Source organism: uncultured Pelagimonas sp. (genome assembly GCF_947498515.1).
Taxonomy (GTDB): Bacteria; Pseudomonadota; Alphaproteobacteria; order Rhodobacterales; family Rhodobacteraceae; genus Pelagimonas.
The window spans coordinates 206,066-220,388 of record NZ_CANMKO010000004.1; the positions used below are offsets into that span (position 1 = coordinate 206,066).

The 14,323-nt window shown below is 50.9% G+C and carries 8 protein-coding genes and 1 pseudogene; 4 read left to right on the top strand and 5 right to left on the bottom strand.

Annotation, left to right across the window (positions count from 1 at the left end; all coding sequences use genetic code 11):
* Nucleotides 1-4: 4 nt before the first annotated feature.
* Complete coding sequence (locus Q1A43_RS09755) at nucleotides 5-3,049, top strand: efflux RND transporter permease subunit (RefSeq protein WP_299934555.1); 3,045 nt, start codon at nucleotides 5-7, stop codon at nucleotides 3,047-3,049.
* Between the two features lie 197 nt (nucleotides 3,050-3,246).
* A pseudogene (locus Q1A43_RS09760) lies at nucleotides 3,247-4,464 on the top strand (transposase); the annotation flags it as partial.
* Between the two features lie 174 nt (nucleotides 4,465-4,638).
* Here the strand turns inward: Q1A43_RS09760 and Q1A43_RS09765 are convergent.
* The 3 genes from Q1A43_RS09765 to Q1A43_RS09775 all read right to left on the bottom strand — a co-directional run bounded on the left by Q1A43_RS09765 (nucleotide 4,639) and on the right by Q1A43_RS09775 (nucleotide 8,793).
* Entirely contained in the window at nucleotides 4,639-7,260 is a 2,622-nt protein-coding gene (locus tag Q1A43_RS09765; protein ID WP_299934557.1) for an AAA family ATPase, read from the bottom strand.
* A gap of 301 nt (nucleotides 7,261-7,561) precedes the next feature.
* Nucleotides 7,562-8,257: an HNH endonuclease signature motif containing protein gene (locus Q1A43_RS09770; protein WP_299934560.1), complete on the bottom strand. Its 696-nt coding sequence runs from the start codon at nucleotides 8,255-8,257 to the stop codon at nucleotides 7,562-7,564.
* A 161-nt stretch (nucleotides 8,258-8,418) separates the two neighbouring features.
* Nucleotides 8,419-8,793: a hypothetical protein gene (locus Q1A43_RS09775; RefSeq protein WP_299934562.1), complete on the bottom strand. Its 375-nt coding sequence runs from the start codon at nucleotides 8,791-8,793 to the stop codon at nucleotides 8,419-8,421.
* A 199-nt stretch (nucleotides 8,794-8,992) separates the two neighbouring features.
* On the opposite strand from Q1A43_RS09775, the gene Q1A43_RS09780 reads away from it, so the two are divergent.
* Both Q1A43_RS09780 and Q1A43_RS09785 read left to right on the top strand, forming a co-directional pair.
* The gene (locus Q1A43_RS09780; protein WP_299934565.1) at nucleotides 8,993-9,511 is read left to right on the top strand and encodes a hypothetical protein; all 519 of its coding nucleotides are present in this window, start codon (nucleotides 8,993-8,995) and stop codon (nucleotides 9,509-9,511) included.
* A gap of 462 nt (nucleotides 9,512-9,973) precedes the next feature.
* Complete coding sequence (locus Q1A43_RS09785; RefSeq protein ID WP_299934567.1) at nucleotides 9,974-11,719, top strand: hypothetical protein; 1,746 nt, start codon at nucleotides 9,974-9,976, stop codon at nucleotides 11,717-11,719.
* Between the two features lie 244 nt (nucleotides 11,720-11,963).
* Here Q1A43_RS09785 and Q1A43_RS09790 read toward each other — a convergent pair whose 3' ends face one another.
* Nucleotides 11,964-12,425 (bottom strand): hypothetical protein, encoded by a 462-nt coding sequence (locus tag Q1A43_RS09790; protein ID WP_299934569.1) that lies wholly within the window; start codon nucleotides 12,423-12,425, stop codon nucleotides 11,964-11,966.
* An 803-nt stretch (nucleotides 12,426-13,228) separates the two neighbouring features.
* Nucleotides 13,229-14,017: a hypothetical protein gene (locus tag Q1A43_RS09795; protein ID WP_299934572.1), complete on the bottom strand. Its 789-nt coding sequence runs from the start codon at nucleotides 14,015-14,017 to the stop codon at nucleotides 13,229-13,231.
* Between the last annotated feature and the right edge of the window lie 306 nt (nucleotides 14,018-14,323).

Consider the following 14,323-nt stretch of genomic DNA (forward strand, 5'->3'; position numbering starts at 1 on the left):
CCCAATGAATATTGCACGCGCATCTATCGAGCGGCCGCTTTATACGTGGCTGATCATGCTCATCTGCCTCTTTGGGGGCATCTGGGGGTTCTATTCGCTCGGGCGGCTAGAGGACCCGGCCTTTACCATCAAAGTCGCCGCAATTCAGACCGCCTATCCCGGGGCCACCGCGGAACAGGTGGCGCTTGAGGTCTCTGAACCGCTGGAATCCGCCATCCAGAAAATGGGTGAGGTCGACAAGATCACGTCGGTCAACTACCCCGGCCTGTCGATCATCGAGGTTGAGATTAAACCAACCTACGACGGAACAGAATTGCCGGCGATTTGGACCAAGCTGCGGGCTAAAATACGCGACGCTGCGCGGGGCCTCCCCAGCGGTGTGAGCCAGCCCTTTGTGAACGACGCCTTTGGCGATGTGTTTGGTATCTTTTACGCGGTCACTGCCGAAGGGTTTAGCGATGCCGAGCGGCATGAGCTCGCCACCTATTTGCGGCGCGAGTTGCTTGCTGTTGATGGTGTTGCCGATGTTGTTGTGTCGGGTCTGCCGGATGAGGCGATCTTTGTAGAACCAAATTTGGCACTGACGGCGCATCAAAACATCCCGCCGGTCGCAATTTCAAATGCGATTGCCACAGCGGATTCTGTTTCGGACGCAGGGAGTGTAGATACGGATGGGATCAAATCGATTATCTTGGCCCCAGAAGGGTCTGACAGCGTCGATGCCATCGCGGGTCTGTCGATTGGCACCGCCGGGACGGTCGTCAATCTGCATGATATCGCGTCCGTATTCCGGGATCGCCAACCCGACCCGAGCCTAAAAGTGCGCTACAATGGCAAAGAGGCATTTACGATCGGCATCGCCGGACTTGCTTCTGAAAACATTGTCGAGGTCGGCCACCGTGTCGACGCACGTATTGCCGAGCTGACCCAAGATATCCCCTACGGCGTTGAAAAGCATTCGATCTATCAACAGCATCACGTCGTCGAAACCGCTTCTGATGACTTCCTCATCAACTTGGCAATGTCTGTTGGGATCGTTGTCTTGGTGCTTGCCCTCTTTATGGGCTGGCGCGCGGCGGTCGTCGTCGGGACAACCTTGCTGCTAACCGTTGTGGGTACCTTGTTGTTTATGAACCTCTTTTCCATCGAGATGGAGCGTATTTCATTGGGTGCCTTGATCATCGCCATGGGGATGTTGGTCGACAACGCCATCGTTGTGGCCGAGGGCATGCAGATTTCAATGCTGCATGGAAAGAACTCGCGCGACGCGGCGGATGATGCGGCGTCTAAAACCCAAATCCCCCTACTCGGGGCAACGGTGATTGGCATCATGGCCTTTGCCGGGATTGGCCTGTCGCCGGATGCGACGGGCGAATTCCTGTTCTCGCTTTTTGCGGTGATTGGGATCTCCCTGATGCTGAGCTGGGTGTTGGCACTTACCGCCACTCCGCTATTGGGGCACTATTTCTTTAAGCAAGGGCATGAAACCAACGAAGCCTACGGTGGGCTGTTGTTCCGAACCTATCGTTGGGGTCTAAGGCTTGCGCTCAAACTGTGGTGGCTGGTCATTCCTATGTTGGTTGTGGTGACCGTGGCGTGTTTCGCTGGCTTTGGGCTGATGAAGCAGCAATTCTTTCCCAACTCGAACACGCCGCTTTTCTTTGTGCATTACAAACTGCCACAAGGAACTTCGATTGAAACCACGTCCGAGCACCTGAAAACCGTTGAAAACTGGCTGGCACAGCGCGACGACGTTGTTTCAACCACGACATTTGTCGGGCAAGGTGCAACGCGGTTTATGCTGACCTATTCCGCAGAAAAACCCAACCCCAGCTATGGGCATTTGATCATTCGCACCGAGACGATTGACGACATTCCGGCCCTTCAGGCCGACCTCGAAACCTTTGGCCGTGGTGCCTTTCCCGAGGGTGAGTTCCGCACCAAACGGCTGGTCTTTGGCCCAGGTGGCGGCGATCCCATCGAGGTGCGCTTTTCCGGCAGTGATCCCAAAGTTCTGCGAGAGTTGGGGGCCCAGGCGATTGATATTCTCGCACAAAGCTCTGACCAACTGTTGGATTTACGAACCAATTGGCGCGAGCAAGAGCTAGCGTTGCAACCTGTCTACGCCACCAATCGCGCCCAAACGGCCGGCATCGCCCGAGAAGACGTTGCAGGTACGTTGCTATTCGCCAGTGATGGCGCGACCGCGGGGGTGTTTCGTGAGCGAGAGCGCCTCATTCCGATCATTGTGCGTGCGCCACGTGAACACGACACAACGCTGATGGATCAACTGGTTTACTCAAGCAGCAACGGCGGGGTCTTGCCCATTGAACAGGTTTTGGATGGGTTCGATTATTCCGTTCAAAACACCTTGGTTCATAGACGAAATCGTGTGACCACTCTCACCGTCGGGGCCGATATTCCGCCGGATCAAACTGCTGCCACTGTCCACGCCGAGATCAGGGCATCCATCGAGGCGATGGAATTGCCTCTTGGTTACAAAATGGAATGGGGCGGGGAGTTTGAGAGTTCGCGTGATGCCCAAGAAAGCCTTGCTGGGCAACTGCCAATCAGCCTTCTGATAATGGTGCTGATCTCGATACTGTTGTTCAACGCGTTGCGCCAACCCATCGTGATTTGGCTCTTGGTTCCGATGTCGGTGAATGGTGTGGTTATCGGTCTGGTTGGAACGGGTTTGCCCTTCACCTTTACCGCGCTCTTGGGGCTGCTAAGCCTATCGGGGATGTTGATCAAAAACGGCATTGTTCTGGTTGAAGAAATCGACCTTCAACGTGAAGCTGGGTTGGGGTTGAATGACGCAATTGTTACGGCCTGTGTGTCACGACTTCGGCCAGTTTTGTTGGCGGCGATCACGACAATCCTTGGGATGGCCCCCTTGTTGACCGACGCGTTTTTCGTCTCGATGGCAGTGACGATCATGGGCGGTTTGGCCTTTGCCACAGTCCTGACTTTGGTCGCGGCTCCAGTCTTTTATATGGTGTTTTTCCGCCGGGACGAACGCCGCCGATTGGCTATGGCATCGTCATGATAGAAGGAAAAGGTTGTATCACATGAACGCAGATGGCCTGTTTCAGGAAGCTAAATCAAAACGATTTGGCCTCCCGTCAATTTCGACCCAGGGCCGTTCGCTACACTCGACAAAATGGGCGAATTTTGTTGAAAGTCGCCTCCTTGATCGCAGAAGCAATGGCTGTTTCGATTCTGTTATTGGCGGGGGATTTAGCGATAATGGGACCAAAGCAGGAAGCACAGGCGGCGCTATTTTCTGAGTTCTTTTAGGAAGAGCACGTCCCGCTAGATCATTTGCAACGCACGACTGATCGGATCGTCGATCTGGGCGACATCCCCGGTATCTAGCTGAGTTTTACAGCCACACTGGTCGCCCATCGATAGATCCTGAGTTGCTGATCCACATGCTGGTGGTCGGCTTTTACTTTGGGATTAGGTCAGAGCGCCGGTTGTGCGAGGGGGGGCATCTGAACCTCGAATATCGCTGGTTCCGTCGTCTCGATTTGTCCGATCCAGTGCCGAACCAATCAACCTTTTCCAAGAACCGGCAGGGGCGTTTTCGTGAAAGCGCTTTGCAGCGGCATCTGTTTGCGAGGACTGTCGAACGGTGCATCGCGGATGGCTTGGTGAGCGGTCAGCTCCTTGCGGAAGATGCCAGTCTGATCGAGGCTGATGCGAACAAACAGAACTCCACGTCGAAGGAGGGCTCGGAGCACTGTGCCATTGATCCAATTGATGCCCCACGCTCCGTTTACGTGTATCTCGACGCTTTGGACGATGCTGCATTTGAAGCGGCATAGACTGTAGAGCCCAAGTTCACGTCGTATTCTGATCCCGCGAGCCAGTGGGTGGCAGCGCGCAAAGGCCCTGCGTTCTTTGCTCATTCTACCAACTATCTGATCGACCCTGAGCGGAGATACGGCCTATGGATCAGTCCGGTGTTTGGTCGGCGCATAGATCGCGATATTGAACCCCACCTTCCTGTCCTGATCAAGGCGGGCGGACCGACGGGACTTGGAGTCGTGTCGACTTTGAATGGGACCCTAAGAACAACCAGCGCATCTGCCCCGATGTGAACCACTCCAGCATCTCCGCCGCAATTATTCTGATCCTAACCGCAAACCTTCTGGTAAGGGCGTCGCTTAGGACCAAGCTTTGAAACACACCCGCGAAGCCTGCCCATCGAACATGAAGTGCTGCCCCAATGCGGATGCCAGCAAGATCACCCACGAAGAGGCCAGAGATGTGGCCCGCGCCATCAGGAAAAGGTCCCGTACTAGGTCTCTTCAAAGCGTCGAAAGAAGGTCGAAATTGCTCTTTGCACACCTCAAGCGCATCCTAGGCTTGGAGCGACTCCGATTACGCGGCCCATACGGTGCAAATGACGAGCTCCTCCTCGCCGCTACCGCCCAGAACCTCTGCAAATTGGTGAAGAACTTTCCGGCACACAGCATCCAAGAAAGGCGAGACGGAAAAGGCGCGTGCGCCGTCTTCACGGACCACTTTCCGCACCCGCAAAACGTTGTTTTTCCTCATCGGGCGGAAACCGGACTTTCGCTGCGGGTGCAGTCCATCTATTTGAATGCGGCAAAGCGGACGTAACGACCTTTATCCCTTTTGTGATGGTTGAGCTGGCCGTTTCTTTAAGCTCTCAATAAATTCATGAATGACTGTCACCTCAGATGATAGTGCGTCATGAGAAACTTCGGCTGGGTTCAATGCACCTGAGGCGTTGTGCAGGCCTTCCGATAGTCTGCCTCTTGCCGCTTTGATGAGGTCAACATCGTCCTGCGTAAGCACCAGCAATTTAAACAGGCTGTTACCTTTGATTTGATTATCAAACCGACCAAGCACCGGTGCGATAAAATCCGCAATTACTTGGTCCCAAGCCTCGCGAAGCTGTTCAATTACACCTTTCACTAAAATCACCCGCTTAGTCTCGCTCACGGTGTCGAGCTGACCTTTGATGTCTTTCAACTCAGTCCTAAGGGCAGCTACGAGAGCGGGCGCTTCTTTTGCCTTGAGTGGCAGGTCGTCCGTCACATGGCCTGGTGTGTTCATTCGCCGTTTTACATGTTGATAGTGAACTGCCACATCGTCGGCTTCTGCCTCACGTTTTACTTCAAACAAGAAGCCGAGATCATGAGTGAAAATTACAACTTGCCTGTGCCGTGCTTCTTCAACCAATCGTTTTGCAACCCGCTCACGGTATATGTGATCGAGTGATGACATCGGATCGTCAAAAACGATCCCAGAATGATCACGCGATGTGACCAGCTCTGCCAAGAACGCAGCAAGAGCCACACAGCGGTGCTCTCCTTCACTCAAAATTTCGCCCAATGGCTGTCCAGCATAGCCAACAAATTCTACGCGAAAGAATGATTGAGCTTTGCGGTCTCTTGTTTTCACAAGTTCCATAGGGGTCGCGTTGAGATCTAACTTGGTCATTTCACGAGCAAAGCGACTTCGCAGTGCACCCGTTATCAACATCTCCGAAAGCTCTTTATTCTTATTGGTTACCGCAACTCTAGACGTCGTCTTTGTGTTCTTTTTTATTTTGGAAATCTCAGCCAATCGTGAAATCTCTGCTTCGATGTCCTCGCGAATGTTGGCCAAGTTCTGTCGGTCTTCGAGTGCACGTTTTTCGTCCATTAGTTTGGCTCGGGCTTCAGGGTCTTGGGCATCGGTGAGCTGGCTTATGCGTTCACCAATTTCCGATAGAAGAGCGTTCAAGCTCACTGTAGGATTCATAGCGTCGACAGATGGAAGCTGATCATTCGCTAAAAGCGCAACAAGCTTCCTATTCGCTTGTTCCAGCCAAGTTTTGACACCACCTGCCACCTGACTGCGAGACAGCTCATCACTCACAAATGTAAATGCGTCTTCAACGGCTTCCGCGGTAAGAAGGGATTTTTTCAGCTCATCACCTCGATCCGTGAGTAATGCCTGACACCTTCGTTCTTTGGCTTGCGTTGAACTCTTTATAAAGGCCTCGAATGTGGACTGACGCTCGACAGCCTCTGCACTCAATTCCTGTTGGCACAATACACATCGGTCCTTGTTTGCAGTGGCAGTCGGGAATTTTTTGTCTGGATAGACGACATCGTTTGAAAAGGTACGCGCTGCTTCCCAAAGTGACCTCCATATAGCAGACCCCACTTCAGGGAGCGGAGAGGCTTCAAAAAGTTGTCTAGATGCAAGAGCCGATGCACCTTTCGCATCTTCGTAACCCTGATTTAACTGCTGAAACTTGGTAACGCTCTCGGCTGAAATTCCGGCGTGAAGAGTTTGCACTGCCGCAATCAGTTTTTCCACACGCAGTTTTTGTGCAGAAAGGGAGTTGATGACTTTTTGCGGGTCCTGCGAAAGATCGTTGCGTAGATTTTCAAGCCGTATTTGTTCATCCGCCTTAAACTCGCACAACAGCGCCAAAAGGGATAAATCCGATTTTTCTGATAGCGAATTTAGATAGTTGCCCGCTGGAGTGTCACCAGCTAGATGGTGATTTGAAATAGCGAGAGGTGTCTTCGCTTCTATTTGGCCAACACGCCGATCCAAGCGTTCCTTCAGGGCATCACACAGGTCTCCAAGAGACTGGAGCAATCTCATAGGGAATGGCGTATATGCAAGTTTGTTTTCTGCCTGAACATGAGTATTTGCACTTCTGGAATCGAAGATGCTGACCTTTGCCAAGGAAGCTTCCTGCACAGCGTCTGGCGACCATGCAAATGTTTTGTCAATTGAACCATCCGCAAACTCAATCAATGCAGATTGAGGCGACTCTTTGGCATCATCAATGTTCGGCAAAATCGAGAACTTCTCATCTCGGGTTCTGCATGCGTTCTTCAGGACGCGACAATAGCCAGATTTACCCGAACCGTTGTCTCCGTAGACAATAGTTATGCCTGTCTTTGCTAAATCCAACGACTGGTCCGATGCGAGGGCGTTCACACCGACCACCGAGTTCACACTCGAAATTGCCACAGCTTCCGAGCTTGAACTTTGAAGCGCAACGTCATTGGATGTGAGTGGGTCGAAGTCCGTAATTTCGCCAACGCAAATTGCTTCGAGACGGTCCAAGTCGATCTCATCGGTGGGTGTTCCGGTTGCCAAGCGTTTTAAAGCTTCTCGTTGCCAGTCAGGGCGGCTTTCAGACCAGTCAACTATTTCGTGCATTGCAGAGTTTTGTGTGAATGGAGTATTCTGATTTGTGTTTTTTGTTATCGGCATGGGCAATCAGGTTTCGCATCCTATAAACTGAGTCAGGTACGTTAGAATTGTTATTTGGCAAGAAATAATCCCAACCATACCACGGCTAAAGCGTGTAAAGAAGGCAGAGCTTCGACCCATGGCACCGTAAATCAACGCCGCTGAAGGCGAAGTGTTCTCAATCGTAGTATACGATCTCACTGTTTATGACACGCCCGTCAACGACCGCTTCGTGGGTGCCCGCTTTCGGGAAGCCGCTTTGCTGTTAATCCAAATGTTACGAACGGCAGCTAGGGACCGCATTTTCTAATAATTGCCGCTCTCAATCGTCGCTCATCATGCCACACTGGATACACATAGCTCCAGACCAACCCGTGACACCGCAATTGGGGCAGTTCCAGTTCCAATGACTACCTTTGCCTGCCGGAGCTGTATGACCCACCCGCCCTGACGGGTGTTGTACAATCGTTCGGTATTGGTCTTGGTGAATGATTTGTAATTGAGGCGTGAGCATCAGTGGTTGGTCAGTTCGATCAGGCTCGCGATACGGCGCGTTAATTTCACGCAGGCTTAATTCGGCCTCGTGCAAAAGCTTAATGTCCTTCTCATCAATTTCCCCTGCTTCAATTAGGATAAGTGCATCCGCAAAAACCTTGTCTTTCTTCCGTCGTTTGTCTGTTTTCTCAATCAGTTCCTCGACCAATGTCTTCTTTTCAATCGCGCGTTCAATCTCATGTTGTATGATGGGAGATGCTTTGAAAGCGTGGCCAGACTTGCGTCTATTGCAGCTACGGTGAGACGGCAGAAAATTCTCGTAGGAGAGCAGATTGAAGGCAGCATCAAGACCGAGAGCTTCCAGAGTTTGTGGAAGCTCATCCGTGCCAGCAAGACGTTCCGGTATAACGTGGTCAATCTCTGTATCAGAGAAAGCACAAAGTTGGTGACAGAGGTAACACCTCTCTCCATGAATGGTCCAGATCGCTTGTCGCTGCGCAGTGCTCAGTTTTTGTTTGCTCATACACCGTTTTAGCCGATTGAGTTGTGTTTCAAAAGTACCGACTGAAATAACGTAAGTTGGCAATTATTCTTACAATTGTCACAGGGCTGCGCGATGATGTCTTCTTTTGACATACTGCATCACAGCAAAATCGACTCAATCAAATGGCAGCTTAGGGCCGGTTATCCGTTCTGGAGCACCCACCCTAAAACCGCATAAGCAGTTTCCAAGTTTCGAATGTGAAGCTTGAGCTCTTTTTTCTTGGTCAACTCAGCGCCAGGAAATATCTGCCGCAGCTCTTCGGGGTCTATTGCCAACTCAGCCAAAGCCGGTCTCCTGAAATACCAAAGCACCCATGACTTGTTGAGGACCGCAGAGAAAAACCACCGTTCGTCAAGTTCGAAGCGCAACTCGCTCTCAATAAATCCGTGCCCTGCAGGCCGAACAATTAAACCGTCGGGTAGCTTGGCTTGAGCCAGTAATAAATAAACGGCTCGAACGCTATCATCTACAGGCCTAGCGAGTTGTTCGTGCAGTTTCTCCTTATCTTTCAGCACACCGGGTCTCCATGTCGCATACTGATCATTAAAACCGTGTCGAGCAGGTGTTGCAACCCATCAGGCGAACGTCTGCTTCGAAGAAGCTGCATCGTAGAGACAAGCCGTGCATTAAATGTCCGGTAAGGGCCGGTTTTGCCTTCTTGCATAAGTGACGTTTGGTTCCCAATCTATGTACGGGCAAGCTAGAGGATTAACTATGAGCGCTCGTTTATCGACAGCAATCAGGATTGGCGATGCCGCTAGGGCGATATTGCAAAAGACAAAGAGTTTTCCTGACCAACATTTTGGGGAAGCTGAAGACAGGGCAGACCGCGAACACATCGGCGTGGAGCCTATGCTGTTGGCACTTTCGATGGAATTAGCGCTCAAAGCATGGTTCGTTTTCGACCATGACGATCCAAATGTAGTCAGGTCGCATGACCTGACAAAGCTGTTTGATGCTTTACTGCCCGAAAGCCAGCAGAGGCTTGATGAGGAGTTCAAGCGATCAGTGAGCCCACATCATCCCAATTTCATTTTAATCGGTTACGGTATTCGTGACATTCTTTCACAGCACAAAGATGCATTTGTCGACTGGCGGTATCTTCATGAAGCGAAGAAAACGATGATGTTTGACCAGAGCACCTTTGAGGCGACGCTAGAAATGGTGCTCAGCGAGTTCGGTAAAAGATACCGAATTGAACCGGAAAAACCACCCTTCGGCCATCTCAAGTAATGTCGGCTTTGGGGAAGCCGCACCGCAGCGCCAATCGCCATGATCAATGTCCGGTCTGGGCCGTTCACTACACTCGACACTAGGGGGCGGATTGCGGTCATTAACTACGGGAGCATGGACAGTTACAGATAACAGCGAAAACGGTCATTCAACAATAAATATTCTAACTGTCTGACACCCCACACTTCGCTGGTATCGATGTCAGTCAAACGCAGGCAGTGGTTCCGGAGATGGGCAGCTTAGGGAAGTTGCGTTTCAGCGAACTGACTCAAGGCGAGTGGCATGGCCGCCCGGAACCGCAGCTTTGGTTCAAACTGAAATGCCCTTTTCGCAGTATTTCGGGGCAGTCAGGATATCGGCATTGGCCGGTGTCATAACGCAAAAACGCGCCAATGTTCGGACAAACTATTTACACATTGACCATCTAAAAAACTGTGACCGTTTTGATCTATTGGGTGGATAATGATCCGTATTGGCCTTGTGTTTTTGTTTCTTTTTGTTGCGGCAGCCAAAGCGCAGGAGGCGTTGCCAATAAATGCATGGCCTGGGTTGGATCACGTCGAAGCGCGGAATTTGAGGCCGGCGGAGTTTGAAAAACTCGTTGATAAGGCCCGCCTACGGATCAATCTGCGACGTGGGCGGCAAATCCAAACAGAAATAGACGCGCTGGAAAAAATGCAAGCCCAAGTCTTGATGCCCGCAGCAGATACAGCATTCATTCCGGAGCTCCGCGCGCATGTCAAAGAATACCGGATCGCATGTAGTCAAGGTGATACGCAAGCCTGCACAGAATTGGGGCTCTTCTATTTTTATGGGGCCGGTGTTTGGATTGATAAAGAACTTGGCAAAGCGATGGTTGAACTATCGTGCCACCGGGGGGGGCTAGCGGCCTGCGAATCCGGTTTTCGTTTTGAAGATTATGGCCCGCATGAACCGATTTTGACTCGAGGCTGCATGAACGGATCCGCCCAATCCTGCTACACTTTGGCCTATGCCTATGGCAACGGCCGGGTGGGACTTGCGAAGGATACAAATCTTGCAAGTACACTGAACGATATGGCGTTAGATTTGGCGCGCGTTGGATGTCGCAAAGGCAATGGGCAAAACTGTTTCCTGCAATACAACATCCTGGAGTCGCGTTATCGTTATCAAAAGGATCCCATTCCCGAGGCGGTGAAACAAGAATTGGTTCAAGCACTGAATGCAGGATGTGCCTTGAGGAATCCAAATAGTTGTGGAGCAAAAGAAGTTAAGACACAGTTTAACTCGATGAAGCTGGAATTGGGTACCCCAATTCCACACGAGCCCATTTTTGATGACCCAATGCATCCGGATGATCTCGCTTGCACTCTGGGTCATCAGTCCGCCTGCCGGTCACGGCATCAGCCTCTACCGCGTTACTCTGCCTTTTATAATTGTAACGATATTTACAATTTGCATTTGTGTCGTTCGTATATGCCTGGGCAATTACCTGACCTTGCTGATGGTCGAGATGACTTGGAGCGAATGCAATCCGAGAACCGAGAAGGTCGTGCGCTGTTCGAAGCCGCTACGCAGAGCCCTGAATACTTTATGTTTCACCCAAAGGACTACGGTAAATTGCGGCGTGTCTCTCGCTCATGTGTTTTGGGGCAGGCTTACGCATGCCGCAATCTCGCGGAGATGTACGAGGGAGGCTTCGGAACTGGATTATGGCTAAGCGATGATTACGGTGATATCGTTTCAGGGCTGCAAGAGAAACGCTCTTTGTTGCTGCATCTATGTGATGCTGGCGATGCATTGGCTTGCCACGAATTTGGTTATAGCCATACAGGCCGGGGTGATGAAGATCGACCTGACTTATACATGCGTGCTTGGCAACGTGCCTGCGACATGGGAGCAGGGCATAGCTGTCAGCGTTTGGCGTTCGAATACGGGCTTGAACAGTCAAGCGACGAAGATGAGCTTCTTAATGAACAAGTCCGAATTAGATACGCAAAGCGAGCATGTGACCTAGACGTTTTCGACGGGTGCCGCGAGCTGAATGGGTACGGGAACGCCGATCCAACCCAATACCCTCAATTGAATTTGCGCGCGTGTTTAGAGGGAGTGGGTGCAAGCTGCGAGATTCTAGCACAGGAATACCGTGCTGGTAGCGACGGATTTCGCAAAGACCGAGCCTTCGCCAAATTGATCCTCAAGGCTGGTATTTCACTTACCCAGCACTAGGAAGGTTAGAGGCTTTACAACCTCAGCGAGGATTCGACTCGCCTGCAGTCTTGCCCGTTGGGTGCCCCAAATGCTGCAAACCATGCCAAACGGCAGGATTGGCGAAGCTGCAACGCAGAAACCGACCAGCCCCCCAAAGGTCGGTTTGGGCCGAAAGCTACCTTCAGCCTTTTTTTGACCAACTGGTTACGATCAATTAGTGAAAATGCTGCAACGGCTCTTCAAGTCTCAGTCGAGTTAAATATCACACTTCTACGGCACTTATGAGACCAATTTTTCCGAAAGGTGTATTTGTAGAAGTTTGCGGTTCAAAATGCGCGCTGCAAGGCCCGAGTTGCAACGTCGTCAAGACCGCAGCAACCATAGACACATGCATGAAAAACTCCATATCTCCGGTCGCTGGATCCATTTTGGGGCTGCGTAAAGGAGTGTTTGGATCTCCTGTTTGAACGAAATTTATCTTCAAGAACTTGCACGGAGTTAATTCCGTGGCGTTCTGCCTGCAATACATAACGCTTTGGGCAACAGGGTGTTGTCCCGCATTCTCTACGTAATTTCCAATTTCAATAGTGTATTTATCAATAATCAAAGAAGTAGAGCTTGCGGATTTTAACTTAGTATTTTCGGATTCACCTTTAATCTTTTCACCTACTACCTCACTGCCGTCCAAAAATGGCGCAGGGAGCTTCTTTCTAAAATCTGTCATTCAATTCGCCTTCAAAATCAAGACCTCGTTGCTAGTTTTAGATGCGGGTCATCTGGATGATTACAGCCTACTCAGACAAGTTTGAGCACGTCAATGATCAATCCGCCTACTTTTAGGAACGTAGGAATCGGTCCTTGCCCTCTCTGTGCCGTAAAGCAGGCTTTGTCCTGCCCAAAATGCTGCACCTTGCTTCGTACGGCAGCTCCGGGCCGTTTTGGCAACTTAGTTAGAAGGATGAAAAGTCATTATAGTATTTGAACCCGTTGTTTTGTTGGGTGTCCTTTCGGCATTCGCATACATAACATACGAGTTTTATTGCATTGTTGGAGAAATGGCTACGGCAAGGGAACATTCTCCATGGCCATGGTGGTTGTTGGCCTTGGCAACGTCGGTGTTAGCGTCAATCATAATCTTACGGCTGTTTTTCCCGGTGTCGGAAGTCGATGGTGTCTAAGACTAGACTTTGAGATCGAAAGCTATGGCGGCCTTTGGAATGCTGCGGTGCAAAAGCTCGCAGCCCAGCCAACGTTCGCTGTGGGCCGTACGTTCCCCAGCCGCCTCAAGGCAAAACGACTGCGCATCGCTGACATTGGCGTGTTTCGGTGTCGCTCAGGACCGGTCAAGCCTACGCGGAACGGCGGATGTCAGCCCAAAGCAGACCAGTGTCGCAGGACTGAATCCAAGATTACCGCATGTGCAAACAACTTGTCTCGACTTCCGGAGAGTTGACCTCCAGACCGAAAAAGACAAGTTTCAATGACCAAAATTGCATTCAATTCGCGAATTCAATAAAGGCCACAGAACTACTCGACTCTGATGAGAAGGCTGTCGCTCACCAGTAAATAAGTTCGTCTTTCCACTTTCCCAGCGCCGTCTACGAGAAGAAAGTCAATGTACAATGAATAGAAGTTTTCCAAATAGACAGCGTATTGCCGACAGTTCGGGTCTTCGCCTTGATCATCGGTTTGTTGGAACTCGAGACGTCGTTCACTGAGATAGAGTGAGAGATCAGATGAAAAAGCAGTTAGGCCAAGGTTGAGCCTCTCAGGACCACAGATAAACGACTGCAAACGTTTTTGGCCTCGCTGCATTTGGGAATGCCCATTGACGCCGATATTGAGGATAAAGTCTCCTGTTGCGACCGATAGAGACCCAACGTTGGAAGGAAAAAGAAGCGAAAAGACGCATTTCTCAGATTCATCCAGTATAGCAACCTCAGTGAAGAAGCTGTCTTCTTGGCTCTCGGACAATGGCTCCGTCCCAAAATCATCAAGCTCTGCAGGGAAAACTGTTTGCACCACTTTTGCACGCACGGGTTGCAATTTTTCAACCAACTCATGAGCAAAGCTTGCTGGCGGAATAGGACCATCAAAGTCCGCTGCGGCGTGAACCCTGGTTAGAATAACTTCGTCGCCATGGATGAGGTTGGGACACTTGCCCGTACGTACAAGCGTCCCCTCCGGAAGCACCTCATATGGCGCGGAATGGGAGGCGGTAGATAGTGCCAGCAATAAAGAAAAAACCACGAGCAGTATACTAACAGAATTGCCCGAGTGTTTTCGCCAGCTAGCTCTTTCCGGTTTGTTTGGCATAACCTGAACCTAAACTGTAAATCACACTCGAACTCGGGAACGAGCATAGGGCGGATGCCAATTGAATGAAAGTCAACATGGGTCGCTCAACTGTCATCCAACTAAGACTTCTGTAGCAAGGTTCACCAATGACCGGTTACAACGCGGCGTTGCAGCGTGTCGTTGTTGGGTTGTTGGGGTCATAACTCGACTTTGCAAACTCCGTTATCTGCGCTTCTCTGACATTCGCGTGCTTCGGTGGCGCGCCGGACCGTTCACACACATGTGGAGCGTCCGGTGTCAGCCCAAAGCAGTCCTCGATTCAGA

Coding starts and splice junctions, on each gene's coding strand:
- Q1A43_RS09755 (WP_299934555.1), top strand. CDS start 5: ATGAATATTGCACGCGCATCTATCGAGCGGCCGCTTTATACGTGGCTG.
- Q1A43_RS09765 (WP_299934557.1), bottom strand. CDS start 7,260: ATGCCGATAACAAAAAACACAAATCAGAATACTCCATTCACACAAAAC.
- Q1A43_RS09770 (WP_299934560.1), bottom strand. CDS start 8,257: ATGAGCAAACAAAAACTGAGCACTGCGCAGCGACAAGCGATCTGGACC.
- Q1A43_RS09780 (WP_299934565.1), top strand. CDS start 8,993: ATGAGCGCTCGTTTATCGACAGCAATCAGGATTGGCGATGCCGCTAGG.
- Q1A43_RS09785 (WP_299934567.1), top strand. CDS start 9,974: ATGATCCGTATTGGCCTTGTGTTTTTGTTTCTTTTTGTTGCGGCAGCC.
- Q1A43_RS09790 (WP_299934569.1), bottom strand. CDS start 12,425: ATGACAGATTTTAGAAAGAAGCTCCCTGCGCCATTTTTGGACGGCAGT.
- Q1A43_RS09795 (WP_299934572.1), bottom strand. CDS start 14,017: ATGCCAAACAAACCGGAAAGAGCTAGCTGGCGAAAACACTCGGGCAAT.